We start from the raw sequence: 22,172 nt of genomic DNA on the forward strand, positions 1-22,172 counted from the left end.
CCGATGACCCCTGCCCCTGATACCGCCCTGCGGCTGCTTATTCTGCGCCATGCGCCGCTGGCCCGACCGGGGCTTGCGGGCCGCCGTGACCTGCCCGCCGATTGCAGCGATCACGCGGCTTTGCAATGGGCGCGCGCAGTGTTGCAGGGCGCAGACCTGTATTGGTCCAGCCCCGCTCTGCGCTGTCGCCAGACCTGCAAGGCGCTGGGGCTGACACCCGAATTCCACCCTGACCTGTGGGAACAGGATTTCGGCAGTTGGGAAGAACCGGGCGCGCAGATCCCCGACCTTGGCCCGTTGCCACCCGCCGAGCTTGCGCGTCAGCGTCCACCGGGCGGCGAAAGTTTTCTGGATATGGCCGCCCGGGTTCAGCCAATTATCGAACGGGCATCCGGGACGGTCGGCATCATCGCCCATGCCGGAACGGTGCGGGCTGCGCTGGCGCTGGCGGTCGGCCCGGTTGCACTGTCATTCTCGGTCGCGCCCCTGTCGCTGACCATTCTGTCGCGCAGCGCTGCAGGATGGGCGGTCGAGGCCGTCAATCGGGTCGCGCCATGATCCTGTCGCAAGAGACGCTGGTGATTGCGCTGACAGCGCTGTTGATCGACGCGCTGATCGGTTGGCCGGACGCTTTTTATCGCTGCATTTCGCATCCGGTGGTGTGGATCGGACGGCTGATCTCAGCTTTGGATGCGCGCTGGAACAGGGGAGGCAGGCGCCTTGTGAGGGGCGCGCTGGCCGTGGCGGTGACGGTGGGTACGGCGGTGATCCCGGCGCTGCTGCTGACCTGGGCGCTGCTGTCTGTACCCTTTGGGCCGGTCATTCTGGGCGCGCTGGCATGGCCGCTGGTTGCCACCCGTTCGCTTTATGATCATGTCGCGGCAGTGGCGCGGCCGCTTGAGCGGGGCGATATGGCGGCAGCACGGGCAGCGGCGGCGATGATTGTCGGCCGTGATCTGGACGACCGGCCGGCACCCATCGCACGCGCTGCGCTTGAAAGCCTTGCCGAAAATACCTCGGATGGCGTGGTCGCACCGATTTTCTGGGCGGCGGTGGCAGGGCTGCCGGGAATTGCTGCCTATAAGGCGATCAATACGCTTGATTCGATGATCGGCCATATGAGCCCGCGCCATGTGCTGTTTGGCCGGGTGGCGGCACGTCTGGACGATCTGGTGAATCTGCCCGCTTCGCGCCTGACTGCGCTGCTGTTCCTGCTCGCCGCCCCGCCGCATAAGGGACGGGCGTTCGGGGTCATCCGCCGCGATGCCCGCCGACACCGTTCGCCCAATGCGGGCTGGCCCGAGGCGGCGATGGCCGGCGCGCTGAACGTGCGCCTCTCGGGTCCACGCAGCTATCACGGCATTGAAACGCCAGAGCCATGGCTGAACGAGGGCGCCCGCGACCCCGCCGCGCGCGACCTCATGGCCGGGCTGCGGCTTTATGTCCGCGCGATCACGATGCTGGGGCTGGGGCTTGCTGCGCTGCTGCTTGCCTAGCTCCAGTCAAAAAAGTCGGACGGCGCACGCCCGCGCAATTCCCCGGCCAGATCGGTGCCCATGGCCGCGCCGTCCGAGGACGGACCGATACGTTCGCCCGCGATGACTTCACTGCCATCCGGACGCAGGATCTCGCCCCGCAGTCGCAACTGGTCGCCTGCAAGCTCGGCCAGCCCGGCGATCGGCGTCTGACACGACCCGTCAAGCCGGGCAAGAAAAGCGCGTTCGGCCGTCACCCGCAGCGTGCTGTCCCGGTCCGAGATCGCGGCAAGCAGTGCGGCGGTTTGCGCATCATCCGCGCGCCGCTCGACCCCGATGCAGCCCTGCGCGACGGCAGGCAGCATTTCGTCCGGCTCAACCGCGCCACGTGCCACATGCAGCATCCCCAGACGGGACAATCCTGCCATGGCAAGAAATGTTGCGACCGCAACACCTTCTTCCAGTTTTTTCAGACGGGTCTGAACGTTTCCTCGAAATTCGACAAGCTGCAGATCAGGCCGCCGCGCCGCAAGTTGCGCCCGCCTGCGCAAACTTGAAGAACCGACGACAGCACCTTGAGGAAGATCGGAAATTCCTGCGAAGCTGCTGCTCACAAAAGCGTCGCGTACGTCTTCGCGTGGCAGATAGCAATCGATCACCAGCCCATCAGGCTGGATCGTCGGCATATCCTTCATCGAGTGGACGGCGATGTCGATCTGGTGGGACAGCAGCGCGTCCTCGATCTCGCGGGTGAAAAGCCCCTTGCCGCCGATCTCTTTCAGCGGCCGGTCCAGAATCCGGTCGCCGGTGGTCTTGATGACCACGATCTCAAAGTCATCGGCGGAAAGGCCATGGGCGGCCATCAGCCGGTCGCGGGTCTCATGCGCCTGGGCCAACGCCAGGGCCGAGCCTCGGGTGCCGATACGCATGGGGTTCTGGGGATCAGGTCTGTGGGTCATGTCAAAGGGCTTAGCGCCCCCCCTTGGCCTTGACAACGGGGACGCGCACGCCATGAAGGGCCGGTACGAGGTGAGCCATGTCTGAAAAAACCATCCTGCGCGCGCTCAAGGGCGAGCGTCTGCCCGTCCCGCCCGTCTGGATGATGCGCCAGGCCGGCCGTTATCTGCCGGAATATCGCGCGACCCGCGCTAAGGCCGGCGACTTTTTGTCGCTGTGCTATACTCCTGATCTGGCGGCCGAGGTGACGCTGCAACCGATTAACCGCTATGGTTTCGATGCGGCGATTCTGTTTGCCGATATCCTGCTGCTGCCGCAGGCGCTGGGGCTGGATCTGTGGTTTGTCACCGGCGAGGGGCCGCGCCTTTCGACTGTGACCACCGCCGCCGGGGTCAGGGCGCTGAAACCCGCCTCGGCCATCCATGACACATTGTCGCCGGTCTATGAAACGGTGCGGATCCTGCGCCGTGAACTGCCGTCCGAGACGACGCTGATCGGCTTTGCTGGTGCGCCCTGGACGGTAGCGACCTATATGATCGCCGGGCGTGGCACGCCTGATCAGGGTCCTGCCCATGCGATGAAGGCTGAAGACCGCGAGGCATTTTCGTCCCTTGTTGACCGGATTACCGAGGCAACGATTGACTACCTTTCGGCTCAGATCGAGGCCGGGGCCGAGGTGATCAAGCTTTTCGACAGCTGGGCCGGTTCGCTCCGGGGACAGGATTTCGACGATTTCGCCATTGAGCCGACGCGGCAGATCATCGCCGCGCTGAAATCGCGACACCCGGGCATCCCGGTAATCGCCTTCCCGCGCGAGGCCGGTCCCCGTTATACCGGTTTTGCCCGGGCGACCGGTGCCGATTGCGTGGCGCTGGATAACTCGGTCAGCGCCGACTGGGCAGCGGCCGAGGTCCAAAAGGACGGCTGCGTGCAGGGCAACCTTGACCCGCGCCTGCTGGTCGAAGGCGGCGAGACATTGGAGACCGAGACTCGGCGCATTGTCCGCGCCTTCTCGAACGGGCCACACATCTTCAACCTCGGCCATGGCATCACGCCTGATGCCGACCCCGAGAATGTCCAGCGCATGCTGGCCGCAATCCGCGGCTGATGGGCTGGATCCTTGCCACGCTGATCGCCGCCGCCGCCCAGACCGGGCGCAATGCGGCGCAGCGTCGGCTGACCGCCGAACTGGGCACCATGGGGGCAACGGCGGTACGTTTCCTTTTTGGTCTGCCCTTTGCGGCGCTGCTTCTGGCGCTGGTCGCCATGGCCAGGCCGATTCCAGTGCCCGACAGTACGGTCCTGGGCTGGGCGGCGCTTGGCGCCTGCTCGCAGATCGCCGCCACCGCGCTGATGCTGCTGACGATGGAGAGCCGGGGTTTCGGCGTTACCACCGCCCTGATCAAGACAGAGCCGGTGACGCTAGCGTTGATCGGCGCGCTGCTGTTGGCCGAGCCGCTTGGCCCCGCGCGCATGGCTGCAATCGCGACCGCGACGCTGGGGGTCGTGCTGATGTCGGGCGCGGACTGGAGACGCGGCGGCTGGCGCGCGGCAAGTCTTGGCATCGTGGCAGGTGCGCTTTTCGGTCTGTCCGCGATTGGCTTTCGCGGTGCTATCCTTGCCCTGCCCTTTGGGTCCGAGCCGATCCGGGCCGCGACCATACTGGCGATCAGCCTTGCGATGCAAAGCATCATCATGATGGTCTGGCTGGCCGTACTAAATCGCCCGGCACTGGCCGGAATTGTCCGGCACTGGCGGGGCTCTTTGGGTGCAGGTGCCTTGGGGGCGCTGGCATCGCTGTTCTGGTTTCTGGGCTTTGCGCTGACCGCCGCTGCCAATGTCCGCACCCTGGCGCTGGTCGAGGTGGTGATGGCGCAGCTTGTCTCGGGGCGGGTATTCCGCGAGGGCGCGAGCCCGCGTCAGATCGCGGGCATGGCGCTGATCGTCCTTGGCGTCGCCGCGCTGGTCGCGGTCAGTGCCCGGTGACGACCGGCAACATCGAGACGACCAGCAAAAGCGCCATCCCCCGGTTGAAAAGCCGCAGTCGCCCCGGGTCCTGCAACAGCCCGCGCAACCCCTGTCCCATGGCCGCCCAAAGCGTGACCGACGGCAGGTTCACCAGGGTAAAGACCATTGCCACCATCAGCGCGCCACCCGCACCCGCAGAATAGGCCGACAGCGCCCCCAGGGCCATCATCCACGCCTTGGGGTTCACCCATTGAAAGGCGCAGGCGGCAAGAAAGCTCATCGGACGCGCCGTCCTCGTGCCCTCACTTCCCGGTGCAGAGGCGTGGGCGATCTTCCACGCAAGCCACAGAACATAGGCCATGCTGACCCATTTGAGCGCCTCGGCCAGACGCGGCGCACCAGTGATCAGCCGGTCCACACCCAGACCCAACAACGCCACCATGGCCCCGAACCCCAAGGCTACGCCCAAAAGATGCGGAATGCTGCGACGGATGCCGAAATTCGCGCCCGAGGCCATCAGCATGACGTTATTCGGGCCCGGCGTGACCGAGGTGACAAAGGCAAAGGCGATGAGCGCCCAGAGGATCTGATGTGACATTGTGGACTTTCCTGTAAGTCCGGCAATAATATTGTGAAGTTTGTGCAATTTTTAATCTGTTTTTGGGATCATGACGGCGCCTGAGCAATCTGATTTTGAAATTGATCCAATATCCGCGCGGATATTGCGTATCCTGGCACGCAATGGACGCATTCCGAATCAACAGCTTGCGGCCGAAGTTGGGCTATCCCCCTCGGCCTGTTTGCGCCGGGTGCAGGAGCTTGAGCGGCGCGGGGCGATCCAGGGCTATCGCGCGGTCATTGCCCCTGCAGCACGGGCAGCGGGCTTTACTGCCTATGTGACCGTGGGGCTTGCGCGCCACTCAAACGAGGCCCAGCTGGCGTTTGAACGCGCCTGTCTGGCCGCGCCTCAGGTCCGGGAATGTCACAACATCACCGGCTCGGTCGAATATCTGCTGCGGGTCGAGGTCCGCGATCTGGACGCCTATCGCCGTTTTCATACCGAGGTGCTGGGCGCATTTCCGCAGATCGCGACCATCACCACCCATGTGGTGATGCGCTCGCCCAAGGATGAACGCGCCTGATCCCGCGCAGGTGCAGGGCAAAAAGCGCCCCATCCGGCGGAATGGCCTTTCCGCCCCCTGCCCGGGCAGCTAACAAGAGCCCATGACTTTGCCCGCCCTTTCCCCCGATCAGGCCGACGCATGGGATGCGCTTGCCGAAGTGCTGGAAGAATCCGGCATAGACCTTGTTTCGGAAGAGATCGCGCCGCCGAAACCTGGCAAGGCCCGGGTGATGGCGGTGATCGGCAAGGCAGGTTCGGGCAAGACCCTGCTTTTGGCCGAACTGACCAAGGCGCTGAAGGCAGCAGGGGTCGATATCGTCTCGGGCGATTATGAAGGCAAACGGCGCAAGGACCGCCGCACAGTCGCCATCCTTGCCCCGACCAACAAGGCGGCATTCGTCCTGCGCATGCGCGGCGTCCCCGCAACGACCATTCACCGCATTCTGTACACCCCGGTCTATGACCCGGAATATGAACGCATTGCCGACTGGCTGACCGGCGCGGGCGAACGGCCCTCGGTCGACGGGCTGATGGAGGGGTTGACCGAGGCGGCACTGGACCGCGCCAAGGCATTCTATGATCAGCACGCTTCTATCCCCGGCGCACTGGCGGCGGCAGGGCTGCGTGGTTCGGATTTCATTCGCGGCTGGAAGCGGCGCGAGGAAGGGCTGGACATAGGGCTGGTGGACGAGGCCTCGATGCTGGACGAGCGCCAGTTTGAGGACCTTCGCGAAATCTTTCCGGTGCTGGTCCTTTTTGGCGACCCGGCGCAGCTGGCGCCGGTCGGGCAATCGGGACAGATGGTCTTTGACCGGCTTGCGGCCTCGCAACGGCTGATCCTGAACCGCATCCACCGGCAAGAGGACGACAGTCCGATCCTTGACCTGGCCCATGCGCTGGCCGATCCCGCGCTGGAATTCGATGCCTTTGAACGGATGATCCGCGAAATCTCGGCCCGGGACCCGCGTGTGGTCTGGGCCGAGCGGGTGGAATCGAACCTGATGGCGCAAAGCCCGGTGCTGGTGTGGCGCAATGCGACCCGCATCAAGCTGATCCACGCCTTTCGCGCAGCCTATGGCGCGCCGGGGGATTCGCTTTTGCCGGGCGAGCCGCTGATTTGCGACGGGTTGGAGCTGCCGCTGAAGCATCGCAAAAAGCGTATCGACCTTGAGGCCCGGGGGCTGATCAAGGGCGCGCAGGTGATCTATCTGGGTCCGGGGCGCAAGCCCGGGTTTTCACGCCTGCACGTTGTTGGTGCCGAAGAGCCGCGCCTTTCGGCCGCCTCGATCGTCAAGATCGAAATGCCGGATGTCGAAGAGCCCTTCATCCCCTACGCCGCCCGCATGGGCGCGGCCTTTCTGCATGGCGCGGCGGTCACGATTCACAAGGCACAGGGCAGCCAATGGCCTGATGTGCAGGTCTTTGCCCCCGATATCGCCGCGGCTGCCTGGTCGGGCCGCAGCGAGGCGGGTGTCGCCCTGTGGAAGCGACTTGCCTATGTCGCGATAACCCGCGCGCAAGAGCGGCTTTACTGGGTGGTACGATCACGGCTGGCCCGGCCCTCGGCCCCGCTTGGCATCGACCATCTTGACGCCCCGACCGCATCGCTGGAGCTGACGGCCGAAAGCGACGACTAGCCTAGCTGCGCCGCGACAGTTTGCGCGCCGTCGTGTTCGGGCGGATCTGGATCATGCGCAGCTCAAGCGCCTCAGCCAGCGCCTCACGCGGGATCCCGGTCTCTTGCGACAGGCGCAAAAGGCCGAAATGCACCCGCGCGAGCTCTTGATAGTAACGGGTGAAACTATAGTTGATCGACGCTCCGGCCAGCGCCCCCATCAACGGCACCGCCTGCGCGGCAAGCTTTTGCGCCAGCGAGACCGAAAGCCGCGGCGCCACCCGCGCGATCAGCGCCTGCACGGTCTGACCGGTGATGGTCATACGCGCGGCCAGAAGGCCAAGGTCGGTGCCATCATCCTCGGACAGCGGCCCGGCCGAGGCAAAGACATGCAGCGCCTCGCGCCGCGCCTCATCCGAGGTCGGGTCGAACCCGTGTTCAGCGGCAATATCCATGATGGCGCGCAAAAGCAGCGTCACCGTCACCGGCAGCTCAAGCATAGCCCCGCCGATACCTGCCAGACCGCCGACCGCGCCAGATGTCGTTGAAAGAAAGCGGTTGAACACGTCGCCCCGGTCCCGCATCAGCCCGCGCGAACGCGTGGCCGCGTCAAAGGCCCGGTTCAGCGCCGCAAACGTGATCCGGTCCACCCGGCCACGCAGCGAGTCGGGCAGATGCTCAAGCAACCCCTCGGCCTTGCCGCCGATGGCGGTCATCAACTCCATCGCCACGCCGCCGGCCTGCAGATAACGCCGCGCCAGCCGGTCGATCTCGACATGCACGGTCGGATCGTCGATCGGCGGCAGAACGGCCTGGCGGGCGGGAATCTGGGTCTGCTCGGTCATCCTGTGGCACCCCGTTTGTCGTTGCATGCGCAAGAGTTGGGCATTGGCAAGGGAACCCGCAAGGCTTGCTCCGGGTTCCGAACGGGAAGGAAACGCCGCCGCATGGCGCAGGCTGTACAAGGAATATCACGATGACCATTCGCCGCATGACGCCCGCCCTGACATTCGCAACCGTCCTGTCGATCACCCTTGGCTTACAGGCTTTCGCGCAAGAGGCGGCCGAACAGCCCGCGCCGGAACCGGCCCCGGCTGTCGCAGCGACTGAAAGTGCGGGACCGACCCTTGCAGATCTGGGTAAGGACGAAGCCTTTACCGCCGCTTTTCAAAAGATGGCCGAGGGCAACCAGATCCCTGAATGGCTCAGCAAGGGCGCCGTCGTCACCCCGACCCAAAAGGTCAGCTTCGGCGGCAAGAAATATCTCGCCATGACCGGCTGCCAGCAGCATGACTGCGGGACGAACCGGATCGCGGTGCTTTACGCACCTGACAGCGGCACAGCCTATGGCGTACTCGCGGTGCGCGACGGTGAAAGCTCGGAACTGCTGACCTGGCTTGGCCTTGGCGGTGGACCCGAGACAATCGACGGGCGCACCATCCTGTATGCGGCCCTGACCGGCAGCCTTGCCAATCACCCCGAGGCGTTCAACTATCCCGAGTGACGGGGCGCATCGGGGCCGGATTGGGCCTGGGGATCAATGGCGCGTTCGACCGTGCCCCTGATCCCGGCCCATGCGCCGGGAACGAGCTCGATCCCCAGAACACGGTCGGGGTTTGTCGGCGGCGGCATCTCGACGTCTTCGAGCTTATTAAAGCCAAACCGCTGATAATAAGGCAGATCTCCGACAAGCATGACCCTGCTCCAACCCATGCCGGTCGCCCGGGTCAGGCTTTCGCGCATCAGCAGACCGCCCAGCCCCTCGCCCTGCGTTGTCGGATGAACCGCAACCGGGCCAAGCAGCAGCACCGGCTGGCCGCCGATCTGTACCGGCCAATAGCGGATCGCGCCGACCAGCACGCCAAATTCATTGCGCAGCGTCAGGCACAGCGGGCCGACCGGATCGACCCCCTCTCGCAGCCGGTAGGAGGACAGCGCCGTTCGCCCCGGCGCGAAACACAGGTCCAGAAGGGCCTCGACCTCGGGCATATCGGCGGGGGTTTCGGGGCGAAGATCGTACATCCTGACTCCGGGATTCGGTAGGGACCGGCGCGGTGAAATGCCCGCCTAACATGCAGGCGCAGCCACGAAAACCGCCTGCACGGCAGGCAGAAAGAAAATTCCCTTTTGCGCCCGGATCGCAACGGCCATGCGGCAAGATGCTTGACGCGCCCCGTGCATAAGGCCACTTCTGTGGGCCGTTACTGCAGTCAGATCAGCGAGGCCCGCCATGTTCTACCGACCCGAGAATGGTCACGGGCTGCCGCATAATCCGCTGAACGCCATCGTCGCGCCGCGCCCCATCGGCTGGATCTCGACGCGGGGACGGATGGGCGACAATCTTGCCCCCTATTCCTTCTTTAACCTGACCGCCTATGTACCGCCGCAGGTGATGTTTGCGTCAACCTCGACCAAATCCGACCGGCCAGGCACCAAGGACAGCGTGGCCCAGATCGCGGAAACCCGGGTCTTTTGCGTCAATATCGCCGACGGGCCGCTGAAGGATCAGGTCAACGCAAGCTCTGCCCCCCTTCCGGCCGGGGTAAATGAATTCGAGGCCGCCGGGATCGAGGCTGCCGGATGTCAGACCATCGACTGTCCGCGTGTGGCCGGGGCTGCGGCGGCGCTTGAATGTCGCGCGACCCGTATCCTGCGTCTGGCTGGCGAGGCGAATTTCATGGTTCTGGGCGTCGTCACCGGCATCCACCTGCGCGAGGACTGCCTGAAGGACGGCCGCTTTGACCTGCACGCCACAGGCTGGCTGTCGCGTATGGGCTACAAGGATTACACCATCACCAACGAGACTTTCGAGATGGAGCGCCCCTGATGGATAACCGCCCCGAAAAGCGCCGCCGCGACACACGCACGGTCCGCGATTATATCCGCACCATCGTGGATTTTCCCCATGAAGGGATTCTGTTTCGCGACGTGACGACGCTTTTTGCCGATGCCCGCGGCTTTCGTATGGCGGTGGACCAGCTGCTGAACCCCTATGCAGGCGATGATATCGACAAGGTCGTGGGGCTTGAGGCGCGCGGCTTTATCCTTGGCGGCGCGGTTGCACATCAATTGTCCGTGGGGTTCGTTCCGATCCGCAAAAAGGGCAAGCTGCCCGGCGCCGTTATCAGCGAAGCCTATACGCTGGAATATGGCGAGGCAGTGATTGAGGTTCATGACGATGCGCTGAAACCCGGTGAACGGGTATTGATCGTCGATGACCTGCTGGCGACCGGCGGGACCGCGGCCGCCGGAATCGCGCTTTGCGAACGGCTGGGGGCCGAGGTGGTCGGCTGCGCCTTTGTCATCGAGCTGCCCGAGCTGGGCGGCCGTGCTTTGCTGGAGGGGCTGGGACATGAAGTCCATGCCCTGACCGCCTTTGAAGGGGCCTGATCCCTTGCGGCAAGCCCGTGCCGGGGTTAGGTGACAGGCATGGACAAGAAACCGCCCCTGACCCTTTATCTTGCCGCGCCGCGCGGCTTTTGTGCTGGCGTCGACCGCGCCATCAAGATCGTCGAGATGGCGCTGCAGAAATGGGGCGCTCCGGTCTATGTGCGCCACGAGATTGTGCACAATAAATTCGTGGTCGACAGCCTGCGCGAAAAGGGCGCGGTCTTTGTCGAAGAGCTGGATGAATGCCCCGACGACCGGCCGGTGATCTTTTCCGCCCATGGTGTGCCTAAATCGGTTCCTGCCGAGGCACGGCGGCGCGAAATGGTCTTTGTCGATGCCACATGCCCCCTGGTCAGCAAGGTCCATGTCGAGGCCGAGCGTCACCATGCCGAGGGGTTGCAGATCATCATGATCGGTCATGCCGGTCACCCCGAAGTTCTGGGCACGATGGGCCAGTTGCCCGAGGGCGAGGTCCTGCTGGTCGAGACGGTCGATGATGTGGCGGGGCTTGCGCCGCGCGATCCGCAGCATCTGGCCTTTATCACGCAGACGACGCTGTCGGTCGATGACACCGCTGCAATCGTTGCGGCGTTGAAGGCGCGCTTTCCCTCGATCATCGGCCCGGCCAAGGAAGACATCTGCTATGCCACGACCAACCGTCAGGCCTCGGTCAAGGCGATTGCCGGGCAGATCGATGCGCTGTTGGTGATCGGTGCTCCGAACAGTTCGAACTCGCGCCGACTGGTCGAGGTCGGCAGCGCCGCGGGCTGTGCCTATTCGCAGCTGGTCATGCGGGCTGATCAGATTGACTGGCGGGCCATCGAAGGCGCCCGGGCGGTAGGCGTGACCGCAGGTGCCTCGGCCCCAGAAGTGCTGGTCGATGAGGTGGTCGCGGCTTTTCGCGAACGCTATGATCTGACCGTCGAGATGGTCGAGACCGCGCGCGAGAATGTCGAGTTCAAGGTGCCGCGGGTCCTGCGCGAAGCCTGATGCATGGTCGCAGGTTGCGCGGGAGTGGGGGCGCTGCCCCCGGCCCTGCGGGCCTCCCCCGGGATATTTAGGCACAGAAGAAGGACGGTGGGATGAAGCTCTGGTCGATGCCCTCATCGGGCAATAGCTACAAGGTGCGCTTGCTGCTGGCCCTTTTGGGCCGCAAATGCGAGATCATTGATGTCGAGGATTCTTCGCCCGAGCTTGCTGAAGCCAAGGCGGCGGGGCAGCTGCCTTTTGGCAAGGCCCCGGTGCTGAAGCTGGATGATGGGCGGCTGCTGCCTGAATCCAATGCGATCCTGTGCTGGCTTGGCGAAGGGACCTCTTTCGTACCCGCCGATCCTTTCCTGCGCAGCCGAATGCTGGCCTGGATGTTCTGGGAGCAGAACCAGCATGAAGCCGTCATCGCCGTGCGTGGGGCGTTGCGCAGCTATCCCTCGCGCAGGCATCTGGCTACGCCCGGGCGCATGGCCGAATTGCTGGAGCGGGGGCACGCATTGTTACAGGTGATGGAGGATCGGCTGGCCGGGCATGACTGGCTGGTGGGCGATGCGATCAGCCTCGCCGATATTTGTCTGTACGGCTATACACATACCGCCGGGAGCAAGGGCGGGTTCGACATGGCGCGTTTCCCCGGCATCGTGCGCTGGCTTGACCGTATTGCCGCCCTGCCCGGCTATCGGGGCCTTACGGCATGACTGCGCTATTTGCCTGGACCGATGGTGCGTGCAGCGGCAACCCCGGCCCTGGCGGCTGGGGTGTCCTGATGCGCGCCATTGACGGCGAACAGATCCTGAAAGAGCGTGAACTGACCGGCGGCGAGGCTGACACCACCAATAACCGCATGGAACTGATGGCCGCGATCTCGGCCCTTGAGGCGCTGACGCGGCCGAGCGAGATCACCATCATCACCGACAGCGCCTATGTAAAAAACGGCGTCACGCAATGGATCCATGGCTGGAAGCGGAATGGCTGGCGTACCGCCGACCGTAAACCCGTGAAGAATGCCGAGTTGTGGCAGCGTTTGGACGAGGCGCAGGCACGTCACAAGGTTCACTGGCAATGGATCAAAGGCCATGCCGGTCACCCCGAGAACGAACGCGCAGATGAGTTGGCGCGGGCGGGCATGTCGCCCTTTAAGCCGGCAAAGGTGACGGAGTGAGTGTCGCCGGGCTGATCCCGCTGCTGGACTATGCCAGTGTGCTGGTCTTTGCCCTGACAGGCGCATTGGTCGCGAGCCGGGAGCAGCTTGATATCGTCGGGTTTATCTTTTTTGCCACGCTGACCGGTATCGGTGGCGGCACGTTGCGGGATCTGGTTCTGGGCCACGCGCCGGTTTTCTGGATCGGCCGGCCCGAGTTGCTGCTGCTGACCACGATTGCAGCAGTTGTAGTGTTCTTTACTGCCCACCTTTTGGAAAGCCGTTATCGCGCGATTCTGTGGCTGGACGCCTGCGCTTTGGCCGTGGCGGTTCCTGCCGGGGTCGGCGTGGCACTGGAAGCCGGGGTCAGCCCGATTGTCACTGTGCTGATGGGGGTGATGACCGGCACATTCGGCGGGCTGATGCGCGATGTGGTCAGTAACGAGGTGCCGCTGGTCCTGAAACAGGGTGAGCTTTACGTCACCGCCGCTTTTGGCGGGGCGGTGACGGCGCTGCTGCTACTGTCGCTTGGCGCGGATCGCGGTTGGGCGCTGATCGGCTGCGCGGTGGTGGTCATACTGCTGCGCGCTGGCAGCATCCGTCTTGGCTGGCGGCTGCGGCCCTATAAGGCGCGGCCGCCGCGCAACTGAAAGCCCTTAGCTTTCGGACCAGACCGCCATCTCGGTGCCGCCGGGCTCACGGAACTGGAAGCGGCGGCCACCGGGGAAAGCAAAGATCGGCTTGGTAATTTCGGCCCCCGCTCCGGTCACGCGGGTAAGCGCACCCTCAAGATCGTCAGTCTTGAGGATCACCAGCGGCGGGGCCAGCGAGCCGGCTGCGATGCCGCCGGAAATGCCTGCATCGGCAAGTTCCTGATACTCGGGCCCGTAGTCGTTGAAACTCCAGCCGAAAGCATTGGCAAAGAACGATTTCGTCGCCGGCAGATCGGGTGAGGAAAATTCAAGATAGTCGATTTTCACGGGAGCTCTCCACTGATGTTCCCGTTTTGTTTACGCCTGCGCGAGTTCTAGCGCAAGACCGGAGGACCGGGACGACGCTCACGCAGATCCTCAACTCCCATACGCAGCCCTGCACCGATGCGATGGGCAAGCGCGGACCAGGCACGCGCTGCCTCGGGGGGCAGCATCCGGCGCAGGGTTTCGTCAAACAGCATGAGCCAGGGCGCGAAATGCTGGGCCTTTACATCGCCTGCACGCATATGGACCTGCATCGGATTGCCGTCATAGCCGCGCTCATAAAGAATCGCATTGCGCCAGAACCGGGCGATTTTGGCCTCATGTTCAGGCCAGTCGGTGACATGAGCGGCAAAGATCGGGCCCAGTATCTCATGCCGGCGCACGGCGGCATAAAAGGTCGCAACGACCCGGTCGATCTGTTCAGGGGTGACATCAAAGCGCGGCGGGATCATGGCGCGGATATGGGCCGGTCCTGCAATCGGCGAAAGCCCCGCCGCTTCGGCGCGCGCATATGCCGCAAGGCCGTGCGCGGGCGCTTGCAGGGGTGCAAGCGGTTATCTATAACCCCGGCATGTTCAGCAGGGCGCGGATTTTCCGAATTATTCGCCCGGCGGCGTAGGGAGTCCTCGCCGCCGGGTCATGCATGTCTGTCCTGCAAGCCAAGGATTCCCGCCAGATGAGCGATTCGACCACCGATACCCAGGCCGCGCCCGACTACCGCGACACCGTATTTCTGCCTCAGACCGATTTTCCCATGCGCGCAGGCCTGCCCCAGCGTGAGCCCGACTGGCTGAACCGTTGGGAAAACATCGGCATCTATGACCGCCTGCGCGAACGGGGTGCAGGGCGCGCACCCTTTATCCTGCATGACGGCCCCCCCTATGCGAACGGCAATCTGCACATTGGGCATGCGCTGAATAAGGTGCTGAAGGACTTTATCACCCGCAGCCAGCAGATGATGGGCCGCGACGCACGCTATGTGCCCGGCTGGGACTGCCACGGCCTGCCGATCGAGTGGAAGATCGAGGAAAAATACCGCAGCGAAGGCAAGGACAAGGACGCGGTCGATGTGATCGAGTTCCGGCAGGAATGCCGCCGCTTTGCCGAGCATTGGATCGGCGTCCAGCGCGAAGAGTTCAAGCGTCTGGGCATCACCGGAAAATGGGATCAGCCCTATCTGACCATGGACTATCACGCCGAGGCGGTGATCGCGGCCGAGTTCATGAAGCTTTTGATGAACGGCTCGCTTTATCAGGGATCAAAGCCGGTCATGTGGTCGCCGGTCGAAAAAACCGCGCTGGCCGAAGCCGAGGTCGAATACCACGATCACACCAGCCATACGATCTGGGTGCGCTTTGGGGTGGTGACGGCTGAAGGGCTGTGGGCAGAGCATATGGGTGCAAGCGTGGTGATCTGGACCACGACACCCTGGACCATCCCGCAAAACCGGGCCGTCGCCTATAACCCATCGATCGCCTATGGGCTTTACCGGGTCGAGGAAGTGGCCGAAAACGCCAGCGCCAAGACGGGCGAGCTGGTGGTGCTGGCCGATGCACTGGCTGAGGCAACATTGCGCGCAGCCAGGGCGGAAAGCTGGCAGCGCGTTCGGGATATCGCAGCCGGCGACCTGGAGGGGTTGGTGCTTGCCCATCCCTTCCGCGGGGTCGAGGGCGCGAATGGCGAATGGGACTATGACGTGCCCATGCTGCCCGGCGATCATGTGACCGACGAGGCCGGGACCGGCTTTGTCCATACCGCACCCAGCCACGGCGACGACGACTATCAGCTTGGCCTGAAATACGGGCTTGAGATGACCTACAACGTCGAGCCGGACGGCTCCTATCGGGCCGATCTGCCGCTTTTCGGCGGGCAGGAGATCCTGACCGCAGAGGGCAAAGAAGGCCCGGCCAATGTCAGCGTCATAAAGCAGCTGGCCTGGGCGGGTGCATTGCTGGCCAAGGGCAAGATCAAGCACTCGTATCCGCATAGCTGGCGCTCAAAGGCACCGCTGATCTATCGCAATACCCCGCAATGGTTCGCCGCCATCGACAAGCCGCTGGGTGATGGCATGGACGAATATGGCGCCACCATCCGCGAACGGGCGCTGGCCTCGATCGACCGGCTGGTGAACTGGACCCCTTCGACCGGGCGGAACCGGCTTTACTCGATGGTCGAGAACCGGCCCGACTGGGTGCTGTCGCGTCAACGCGCCTGGGGCGTGCCGCTGACCTGTTTCGTGAAAAAGGGCGCCCGGCCCGGCGATGCCGATTTCCTGCTGCGCGATCAGCGCGTCAACGACCGCATCATCGCCGCCTTTGAAAACGAAGGCGCGGATGTCTGGTATCGCCCCGGCTTCAAGGACGAGGTGCTGGCCGGCATCGTCGAACCCGGCGAGTACGAGCAGGTCATGGATGTGCTGGACGTGTGGTTCGATTCCGGTTCGACCCACGCCTTTGTGCTGCGTGATCGCCCGGACGGGACACCCGACGGGATCGCGGATGTCTACCTTGAAGGCACCGACCAGCATCGCGGCTGGTTCCAGTCCTCGCTCTTGCAGGCCTGCGCGACCAAGGGGCGGGCACCCTATCGCAACGTGGTGACGCACGGGTTCACGCTGGACGAAAAGGGCATGAAAATGTCCAAATCGCTTGGCAATACCGTCGCGCCGGCCGATGTGATCCGCAATTACGGCGCGGACATCCTGCGCCTGTGGGTGGCGCAATCGGATTACAGCGCGGACCTGCGCATCGGTCCCGAAATCCTTAAAGGTACCGCCGACGGCTATCGCCGACTGCGCAATACGCTGCGCTTCATCCTTGGCAACCTTGCCGAGTTCAGCGAGGCTGAGCGCGTCGACCCAGCGGATATGCCCGAGCTGGAGCGTTGGGTCCTGCATCGCCTTGCCCAGATCGACCGCAATCTGCGCAAAGGCTATGACCGCTTTGATTTCCAGGGCGTGTTCCAGTCGGTGTTCCAGTTCGCGACCGTCGATCTGTCGGCCTTCTACTTTGATATCCGCAAAGACGCACTTTACTGCGACGCACCAGATGCGCTGCGGCGGCGGGCGGCGCGCTCGGTTCTGGACCTGCTCTTCCACCGGCTGGTGACCTGGCTTGCGCCCATCCTGCCCTTCACGATGGAAGACGTCTGGCTAAGCCGCTTCCCCTCGGAGGATGGCTCGGTCCACTTGCAGGACTTCCCGGTGACCCCCGCCGGATGGCTGGACGAGACGCTTTCCCGCAAATGGGAAGCGATCCGCCGCACCCGCCGCGTCGTCACTGCCGCGTTGGAAATCAAGCGTACCGACAAGGTGATCGGCGCCAGCCTGGAAGCCGCTCCGGTCGTGCATGTCGAGGATACCGAGGCATTGAGCGCCCTGAAATCGGTGGATTTTGCCGAAATCTGCATCACCTCGGATCTGGCGCTGACCGCTGACCCCGCCCCGGGCGAGGCCTTCCGCCTGTCCGAAGTGCCGGGCATCGGCGTGGTGTTCGAGGCCGCAGAGGGCGAGAAATGCCAGCGCTGCTGGAAAATCCTGCCCGACGTCGGCTTGCACGAGCATCCGGGCACCTGCGCCCGCTGTGACGCGGCTTTGCGCAGCGCCTGACAGACCATCGTATGGCGCGGGTTTTCATGCCCGCGCCATGCCCCCGACCAGTCGGGTCAGCGGAACCAGAGATCCGCGCGACGCAAGGTCTGACGAATTTTCTTTTCCGGCCATTCACTGCCGTTATCGCCAAACAGCGGCCTGACGCTGCTGCGCCCCTTGCCTTCGATGATAAGCTGCTTTGCCGCTTCGTCCTCGGCGAGGAAAGTCGAGATGCGGTAATCGGCGGCCAGATCCTCGATCAGTGCCACCACCTCATCGGATTCGCGGGCATAAAGCAGCGACAGGTTGCGGTAATGGCAGCTTGCCCAGCCGTCCAAGCCAGCCAGTTCGGGACCCGGGCGGCCTCCACCCAGCGAATGGATCACCAGCGGCAGAGTGATCTGATCAAGCCAGGGGTCAAGGCTTTGACAGGCCAGTGCGTCGCCCGGCTCATTCCGGATCGCCAGCGACCAATCAAGGAACCGGCGCCCGAACTCTTGCGGGTCGTTGCCAAAAAACCAGCCAGCGTTGAAGTAAAGATAACGTTCCCAATACTCGTCGGGCTGGCTTTTATCGAGCGAGCTTTCGTAATCCAGCCCAAAGCGGTCATAGAGCGATTTCCAGATATCGCCATAACCGGGGCCGTAAAGCGGCGGCTCGGGCCATGTTCCGGTCCTGCGCATCGAGGCCGAGGGGCGAGAAAAGTCGATCTCCATCCGGTCCAGCGGCCCGGTAATCAGCGTATCGCTGTCAAAAAACATAAAGGGCTCACCGGCTGGCAACAGCGACAAGGCTTCGATCTTGTTGCCATAGGGGTAGCCTGCACCGAAATGCTGAGCAGTAAAGGGCAGGATCTCCGCCCCGAATGCCGCAATCGCGGCGCGTTGCAATGTGGGGATCTGGGTATCGGTGCCCGCCCATGGGCCCTCGGGTTTAGGTTCGGCCACGATCAGCCGTCCGCGCCAATCGGGTGCATTGCGACGCAGGCTTGCGGCGAACAACGCCGCCTCGGACCCCAATCGCCTGCCCTGCCCGATCACCAGGATGTTAAAGGGCGGGGTGCCGGATTTAGCCACCGGCTCCGCGGCCGACTCTGGGGATACGAGCAGCGGAGCGACCGAGGACGGCAGGGATGTCGCTGCCTTGGGTGCAGCACCTGCCACAGGCTGCGCGGGCAGTTTGCCAGAGGCTTTGGCAGCAGCCTTGCCCGTCGCTTTGCCGCGCGGCTTGTCCTGGGTTCTGTCGCCCGGTTTTTCAGGCGCTTGTTCTGATTGGGCGCGATGGGCGGCGCGTTCAGCCTGACGCGCAGCGCGCCTTGCCTCCCGCTCGGCCTTATTGGCCGCCTGACGCGCCGCACGCTCTGCGGCCCGCGCGGCGGCATCCCCTTTGGCCTTTTTGTCGTCCTTATCCTTGTCGTTACTCGTCATCGTTACCCCACATCAGGAATGCCTGCGTGACAGCTCATACCAATAACCGGGAATGTTATTCCAGAGATGTGTTCAACCGGAAATCAGCAGCCAAAGCGGCATTCGTCTGTATCGTAACGAAAGAAATCCAAATGTGCAAAGCCGCCCGTGCCAGCTATATGGATAAGATAAGTTATAAATTCAATTGATTAGGCAGGGCCTATATCCTGTCATCCTGACCCGGGAACCCGCCAGGAAATTACCCCTGAGCATCCGGGTAATCTCTTGTCCTCTGCAAATCCGAAAACTCTGCGCGCCATGGTGATATTTGCCGAACCGGCACGTCCGCTTCTTGTCGCGCCTGGGTTCCTTTTTCACGGCATCAGGAACAAATTGCGAACAAATAGCCCATTGAACCTGCTGCACGGGCTTCCTATCTTGTCTGCCAGCAGGGGGCGCAGACTGCCTGCCTTAGGGGTTGCGTCTCTTGGCGAGAAAGGACTGATTCATGAACGAATTCGCTCAAACCACCCATCCGGTCCTGCCCTTGCGGGATATCGTGGTGTTCCCGCACATGATCGTGCCCCTGTTCGTCGGACGCGAAAAATCGGTGCGGGCGCTTGAGGCCGTGATGGAGCAGGATCTTCCCATCCTTCTCGCAGCCCAGAAGGATGCGGCCATTGATGAACCTGCCGCCGAGGGCATCTTTCGTACCGGGGTGCTGGCGAATGTGCTGCAGCTGCTGAAACTGCCTGACGGCACCGTAAAGGTGCTGGTCGAGGGGCGTGAACGGGTGCGGATCACCGATTTCGTGCCTAATGACGCTTATTTTGAGGCAACCTGCGAAGCTCTGACCGAAGAGCCCGGCGATGAGGATACTCTGATCGCCCTGACCCGCGCCGTCTCTGAAGAGTTCGAGCGTTATGTCAAGGTGCGCAAGAACATCCCCGAAGAGGTTGTTTCGGCCGTCGCTGAAACGCGCGACCCTGCGCGCCTTGCCGATCTCGTCAGCGGTCACCTGGGTATTGCGCTTGATCGCAAGCAGGATCTGCTTGAAACCCTGAACACTGCCGAGCGGCTTGAAAAGGTCTATGGGCTGATGCAGGGCGAGATGTCGGTCCTGCAGGTCGAGAAAAAGATCAAGTCCCGCGTCAAGACGCAGATGGAGAAAACCCAGCGCGAATACTACCTGAATGAGCAGATGAAAGCCATTCAGCGCGAGCTGGGCGATGGCGAGGACGGCTCGAACGAGCTCAACGAGCTGGAAGAAAAGATCAACCAGACCAAATTCAGCAAAGAAGCCCGTGAAAAGGCAGAGGCCGAGCTGAAAAAGCTGAAGTCGATGTCGCCGATGTCGGCCGAGGCTACGGTCAGCCGCAACTACCTCGACTGGCTGCTGTCGCTGCCTTGGGGCATCAAGTCGCGTATCCGCAAGGACCTGGGCAAGGCCGAAGAGGTTCTCGACGCCGATCACTATGGGCTTGAAAAGGTCAAAGAGCGGATCGTCGAGTATCTGGCCGTACAGAACCGCTCGACCAAGCTCAAGGGTCCGATCCTTTGCCTCGTCGGCCCCCCGGGTGTCGGTAAAACCTCGCTTGGCCGCAGCGTTGCCAAGGCAACTGGCCGCGAGTTCATCCGTATCTCGCTTGGTGGCGTGCGCGATGAATCCGAGATCCGCGGTCACCGCCGGACCTACATCGGTTCGATGCCGGGTAAGATCATCCAGGCCCTGAAAAAGGCCAAAACCACGAACCCGCTCATCCTGCTCGACGAGATCGACAAGATGGGTCAGGACTTCCGTGGTGATCCTGCCTCGGCCATGCTGGAGGTGCTGGATCCCGAACAGAACGCGACTTTCGTCGACCACTATCTTGAGGTGGAATACGACTTGTCAAACGTGATGTTCGTGACCACGGCCAACAGCTACAACATGCCGGGACCCCTGCTCGACCGGATGGAGATCATCTCTCTTGCCGGCTATACCGAGGACGAAAAGCGCGAGATTGCGCGCCAGCATCTGCTGCCCAAGCAGATCAAGGCGAACGGGCTCCGCAAAGGTGAATTCTCGGTCTCGGACGAGGCACTGACCCATGTGATCCGCTACTACACCCGCGAGGCCGGCGTGCGCTCACTCGAGCGCGAGATCGCCAAACTGGCGCGCAAGGCGGTGACCGACATCCTGAAAGGAAAGGTCAAATCTGTCGATGTGACGCCGGAAAAAGCCGAAGAGTATCTGGGTGTGCGCCGGTTCCGCTATGGTCTGGCCGAAAAGGATGACCAGATCGGCGTGGTGACGGGGCTTGCCTGGACGCAGGTCGGTGGTGATCTGCTGCAGATCGAGGCGCTGCGACTACCCGGCAAGGGTCGCATGAAGACGACCGGGAAACTGGGTGACGTGATGAAGGAATCGATCGACGCAGCATCGTCCTTTGTCCGTTCGATCAGCCCTGAATTGGGAGTGAAACCACCCAAGTTCGAGAGCATGGACATTCACGTCCACGTTCCCGAAGGCGCAACGCCCAAGGACGGCCCTTCTGCGGGGATCGCCATGGTGACCTCGATCGTCTCGGTGCTGACCCAGATTCCGGTGCGTAAGGATATCGCCATGACCGGCGAAGTCACTTTGCGCGGCAATGTGCTGGCCATCGGTGGGCTTAAGGAAAAGCTGCTGGCGGCACTGCGGGGTGGTATCAAGGTGGTGCTTATCCCGGCAGATAACGAAAAAGACCTGGCCGAGATTCCGGCCAATGTGAAGGAAGGGCTGAAGATCATCCCGGTCAGCCATGTGCGCGAAGTGTTGCAACATGCGCTGGTGCGGATGCCTGAGCCCATCGAATGGGATGAAGCTGCCGAAGAAGCCGCCGAGGCCAGTCGGCTTGCCGCCACTCGCGATCAAGGCAGTGGCGGCGCGGCGGTCGCCCATTAATAAAACGGAACCGCGCGGAGTCTCTTCGCGCGGTTTTTTCTTGACCGAAACTCCGGGGGAAAGGAGTTCGCTGATGGCAACATCGAAGAACCGGTCAGAAAAGGATGGCCCTGCCGAACCTGAGACAGCAAAGGTTCTGCAAAAGCGCCAGCTCATGACGCAAGTGGCGCGCCGAACCGGCCTACGCAATAGCGACGTCAAGACCGTGGTCGAGGCGACGCTTGCCGAACTTGGCGATGCCATGGCTTTGGGTATGACGCTGGCCCTTCCACCCCTGGGGCGGGCCCGGGTCAGCCGGCGCAACGACAGCTCAGGAGGCGAGGTCATCACCCTGCGCCTTCGCCGTCGCCTGCAGGGCTCCGATAAAGACGGTGAGGACGTCAGCGGCGCATGAATTTTTCGCAGGAATCCTCTTGCAGCTTGCCCATGCTGCAGCTATCTAAGCGCGCATCGGGCGATTAGCTCAGCGGTAGAGCGCTTCGTTCACATCGAAGATGTCAGCGGTTCAAATCCGTTATCGCCCACCAGTATTCTGAAGGCGCTAGGCAGGGTTTAACAACCCCTTAGCGCCTTTTTTCATCCCCTTCCTGAACCGCACCGGGTTTGCCGGAGGCT

The 22,172-nt window shown here is 63.1% G+C and carries 23 protein-coding genes and 1 tRNA gene; 17 read left to right on the forward strand and 7 right to left on the reverse strand.

Features of this window, described 5'->3' with window-relative positions; genetic code table 11:
- The first annotated feature begins 3 nt into the window (after positions 1-3).
- Positions 4-558, forward strand: coding sequence for a histidine phosphatase family protein (locus tag PARACOCCUSGL_RS0110830; RefSeq protein ID WP_010396280.1), 555 nt, complete (start codon positions 4-6; stop codon positions 556-558).
- Positions 555-1,496 (forward strand): adenosylcobinamide-phosphate synthase CbiB, encoded by a 942-nt coding sequence (gene cbiB, locus PARACOCCUSGL_RS0110835; RefSeq protein ID WP_010396282.1) that lies wholly within the window; start codon positions 555-557, stop codon positions 1,494-1,496. Before PARACOCCUSGL_RS0110830 ends, cbiB begins: the two co-directional genes overlap by 4 nt.
- Here the strand turns inward: cbiB and hemC are convergent.
- The gene (hemC, locus tag PARACOCCUSGL_RS0110840) at positions 1,493-2,434 is read right to left on the reverse strand and encodes a hydroxymethylbilane synthase (protein WP_029372045.1); all 942 of its coding nucleotides are present in this window, start codon (positions 2,432-2,434) and stop codon (positions 1,493-1,495) included. The genes cbiB and hemC overlap by 4 nt on opposite strands.
- Positions 2,435-2,511: 77 nt before the next feature.
- Here hemC and hemE point away from each other — a divergent pair, with 77 nt between their 5' ends.
- The gene (gene hemE / locus PARACOCCUSGL_RS0110845) at positions 2,512-3,540 is read left to right on the forward strand and encodes a uroporphyrinogen decarboxylase (protein WP_010396287.1); all 1,029 of its coding nucleotides are present in this window, start codon (positions 2,512-2,514) and stop codon (positions 3,538-3,540) included.
- The gene (locus PARACOCCUSGL_RS0110850) at positions 3,540-4,418 is read left to right on the forward strand and encodes an EamA family transporter (protein ID WP_010396288.1); all 879 of its coding nucleotides are present in this window, start codon (positions 3,540-3,542) and stop codon (positions 4,416-4,418) included. The genes hemE and PARACOCCUSGL_RS0110850 overlap by 1 nt, the downstream gene beginning before the upstream one ends.
- Here the strand turns inward: PARACOCCUSGL_RS0110850 and PARACOCCUSGL_RS0110855 are convergent.
- The gene (locus PARACOCCUSGL_RS0110855) at positions 4,405-4,998 is read right to left on the reverse strand and encodes a LysE family translocator (protein WP_010396291.1); all 594 of its coding nucleotides are present in this window, start codon (positions 4,996-4,998) and stop codon (positions 4,405-4,407) included. The genes PARACOCCUSGL_RS0110850 and PARACOCCUSGL_RS0110855 overlap by 14 nt on opposite strands.
- A gap of 70 nt (positions 4,999-5,068) precedes the next feature.
- Here PARACOCCUSGL_RS0110855 and PARACOCCUSGL_RS0110860 point away from each other — a divergent pair, with 70 nt between their 5' ends.
- Both PARACOCCUSGL_RS0110860 and PARACOCCUSGL_RS0110865 read left to right on the forward strand, forming a co-directional pair.
- Positions 5,069-5,542, forward strand: a complete 474-nt coding sequence (locus tag PARACOCCUSGL_RS0110860; protein ID WP_010396294.1) for an Lrp/AsnC family transcriptional regulator — start codon at positions 5,069-5,071, stop codon at positions 5,540-5,542.
- A gap of 82 nt (positions 5,543-5,624) precedes the next feature.
- Entirely contained in the window at positions 5,625-7,160 is a 1,536-nt protein-coding gene (locus PARACOCCUSGL_RS0110865; RefSeq protein WP_010396296.1) for an ATP-dependent RecD-like DNA helicase, read from the forward strand.
- A 1-nt stretch (position 7,161) separates the two neighbouring features.
- Here PARACOCCUSGL_RS0110865 and PARACOCCUSGL_RS0110870 read toward each other — a convergent pair whose 3' ends face one another.
- Positions 7,162-7,983: an EcsC family protein gene (locus tag PARACOCCUSGL_RS0110870; protein WP_010396297.1), complete on the reverse strand. Its 822-nt coding sequence runs from the start codon at positions 7,981-7,983 to the stop codon at positions 7,162-7,164.
- A gap of 131 nt (positions 7,984-8,114) precedes the next feature.
- Here PARACOCCUSGL_RS0110870 and PARACOCCUSGL_RS0110875 point away from each other — a divergent pair, with 131 nt between their 5' ends.
- Positions 8,115-8,642, forward strand: a complete 528-nt coding sequence (locus PARACOCCUSGL_RS0110875) for an Ivy family c-type lysozyme inhibitor (RefSeq protein WP_010396299.1) — start codon at positions 8,115-8,117, stop codon at positions 8,640-8,642.
- Here the strand turns inward: PARACOCCUSGL_RS0110875 and PARACOCCUSGL_RS0110880 are convergent.
- Positions 8,630-9,160 carry a GNAT family N-acetyltransferase gene (locus PARACOCCUSGL_RS0110880; protein WP_010396301.1) on the reverse strand — a complete coding sequence of 177 codons (531 nt, stop codon included), beginning with the start codon at positions 9,158-9,160 and terminating at the stop codon, positions 8,630-8,632. The two genes, PARACOCCUSGL_RS0110875 and PARACOCCUSGL_RS0110880, sit on opposite strands and share 13 nt — an antisense overlap.
- A gap of 208 nt (positions 9,161-9,368) precedes the next feature.
- Here PARACOCCUSGL_RS0110880 and PARACOCCUSGL_RS0110890 point away from each other — a divergent pair, with 208 nt between their 5' ends.
- From PARACOCCUSGL_RS0110890 to PARACOCCUSGL_RS0110915, 6 genes are all read left to right on the forward strand, one after another.
- The gene (locus PARACOCCUSGL_RS0110890) at positions 9,369-9,965 is read left to right on the forward strand and encodes a flavin reductase family protein (RefSeq protein ID WP_010396303.1); all 597 of its coding nucleotides are present in this window, start codon (positions 9,369-9,371) and stop codon (positions 9,963-9,965) included.
- Complete coding sequence (locus PARACOCCUSGL_RS0110895; protein ID WP_010396306.1) at positions 9,965-10,528, forward strand: adenine phosphoribosyltransferase; 564 nt, start codon at positions 9,965-9,967, stop codon at positions 10,526-10,528. The genes PARACOCCUSGL_RS0110890 and PARACOCCUSGL_RS0110895 overlap by 1 nt, the downstream gene beginning before the upstream one ends.
- Positions 10,529-10,567: 39 nt before the next feature.
- Positions 10,568-11,518 carry a 4-hydroxy-3-methylbut-2-enyl diphosphate reductase gene (ispH, locus tag PARACOCCUSGL_RS0110900; protein ID WP_010396308.1) on the forward strand — a complete coding sequence of 317 codons (951 nt, stop codon included), beginning with the start codon at positions 10,568-10,570 and terminating at the stop codon, positions 11,516-11,518.
- A 92-nt stretch (positions 11,519-11,610) separates the two neighbouring features.
- Complete coding sequence (locus tag PARACOCCUSGL_RS0110905; protein WP_010396311.1) at positions 11,611-12,216, forward strand: glutathione S-transferase family protein; 606 nt, start codon at positions 11,611-11,613, stop codon at positions 12,214-12,216.
- Positions 12,213-12,680 (forward strand): ribonuclease HI, encoded by a 468-nt coding sequence (gene rnhA / locus PARACOCCUSGL_RS0110910; protein WP_010396313.1) that lies wholly within the window; start codon positions 12,213-12,215, stop codon positions 12,678-12,680. The genes PARACOCCUSGL_RS0110905 and rnhA overlap by 4 nt, the downstream gene beginning before the upstream one ends.
- Complete coding sequence (locus tag PARACOCCUSGL_RS0110915) at positions 12,677-13,309, forward strand: trimeric intracellular cation channel family protein (RefSeq protein ID WP_010396316.1); 633 nt, start codon at positions 12,677-12,679, stop codon at positions 13,307-13,309. The genes rnhA and PARACOCCUSGL_RS0110915 overlap by 4 nt, the downstream gene beginning before the upstream one ends.
- A 6-nt stretch (positions 13,310-13,315) precedes the next feature.
- Here the strand turns inward: PARACOCCUSGL_RS0110915 and PARACOCCUSGL_RS0110920 are convergent, their stop codons facing one another.
- Positions 13,316-13,639: a VOC family protein gene (locus PARACOCCUSGL_RS0110920; protein ID WP_010396318.1), complete on the reverse strand. Its 324-nt coding sequence runs from the start codon at positions 13,637-13,639 to the stop codon at positions 13,316-13,318.
- A gap of 47 nt (positions 13,640-13,686) precedes the next feature.
- Positions 13,687-14,088, reverse strand: coding sequence for a group III truncated hemoglobin (locus PARACOCCUSGL_RS0110925; protein WP_010396319.1), 402 nt, complete (start codon positions 14,086-14,088; stop codon positions 13,687-13,689).
- Positions 14,089-14,312: 224 nt separating this feature from the next.
- Here PARACOCCUSGL_RS0110925 and ileS point away from each other — a divergent pair, with 224 nt between their 5' ends.
- The gene (gene ileS, locus PARACOCCUSGL_RS0110930; protein ID WP_010396320.1) at positions 14,313-17,243 is read left to right on the forward strand and encodes an isoleucine--tRNA ligase; all 2,931 of its coding nucleotides are present in this window, start codon (positions 14,313-14,315) and stop codon (positions 17,241-17,243) included.
- Positions 17,244-17,299: 56 nt separating this feature from the next.
- On the opposite strand, the gene PARACOCCUSGL_RS20510 is transcribed toward ileS, so the two are convergent.
- The gene (locus PARACOCCUSGL_RS20510) at positions 17,300-18,652 is read right to left on the reverse strand and encodes a hypothetical protein (RefSeq protein ID WP_010396322.1); all 1,353 of its coding nucleotides are present in this window, start codon (positions 18,650-18,652) and stop codon (positions 17,300-17,302) included.
- A gap of 487 nt (positions 18,653-19,139) precedes the next feature.
- Here PARACOCCUSGL_RS20510 and lon point away from each other — a divergent pair, with 487 nt between their 5' ends.
- The 3 genes from lon to PARACOCCUSGL_RS0110950 all read left to right on the forward strand — a co-directional run bounded on the left by lon (position 19,140) and on the right by PARACOCCUSGL_RS0110950 (position 22,084).
- Positions 19,140-21,557: an endopeptidase La gene (lon, locus tag PARACOCCUSGL_RS0110940; protein ID WP_010396324.1), complete on the forward strand. Its 2,418-nt coding sequence runs from the start codon at positions 19,140-19,142 to the stop codon at positions 21,555-21,557.
- Positions 21,558-21,630: 73 nt separating this feature from the next.
- On the forward strand, positions 21,631-21,951 hold the full coding sequence (locus PARACOCCUSGL_RS20515; RefSeq protein WP_010396326.1) for an HU family DNA-binding protein: 321 nt from the start codon (positions 21,631-21,633) through the stop codon (positions 21,949-21,951).
- A 58-nt stretch (positions 21,952-22,009) separates the two neighbouring features.
- Positions 22,010-22,084 (forward strand) — tRNA-Val (locus PARACOCCUSGL_RS0110950).
- Positions 22,085-22,172 lie beyond the last annotated feature (88 nt).

Source organism: Paracoccus sp. TRP (assembly GCF_000185925.1).
In the GTDB taxonomy this organism is placed as follows: Bacteria; Pseudomonadota; Alphaproteobacteria; order Rhodobacterales; family Rhodobacteraceae; genus Paracoccus; species Paracoccus kondratievae.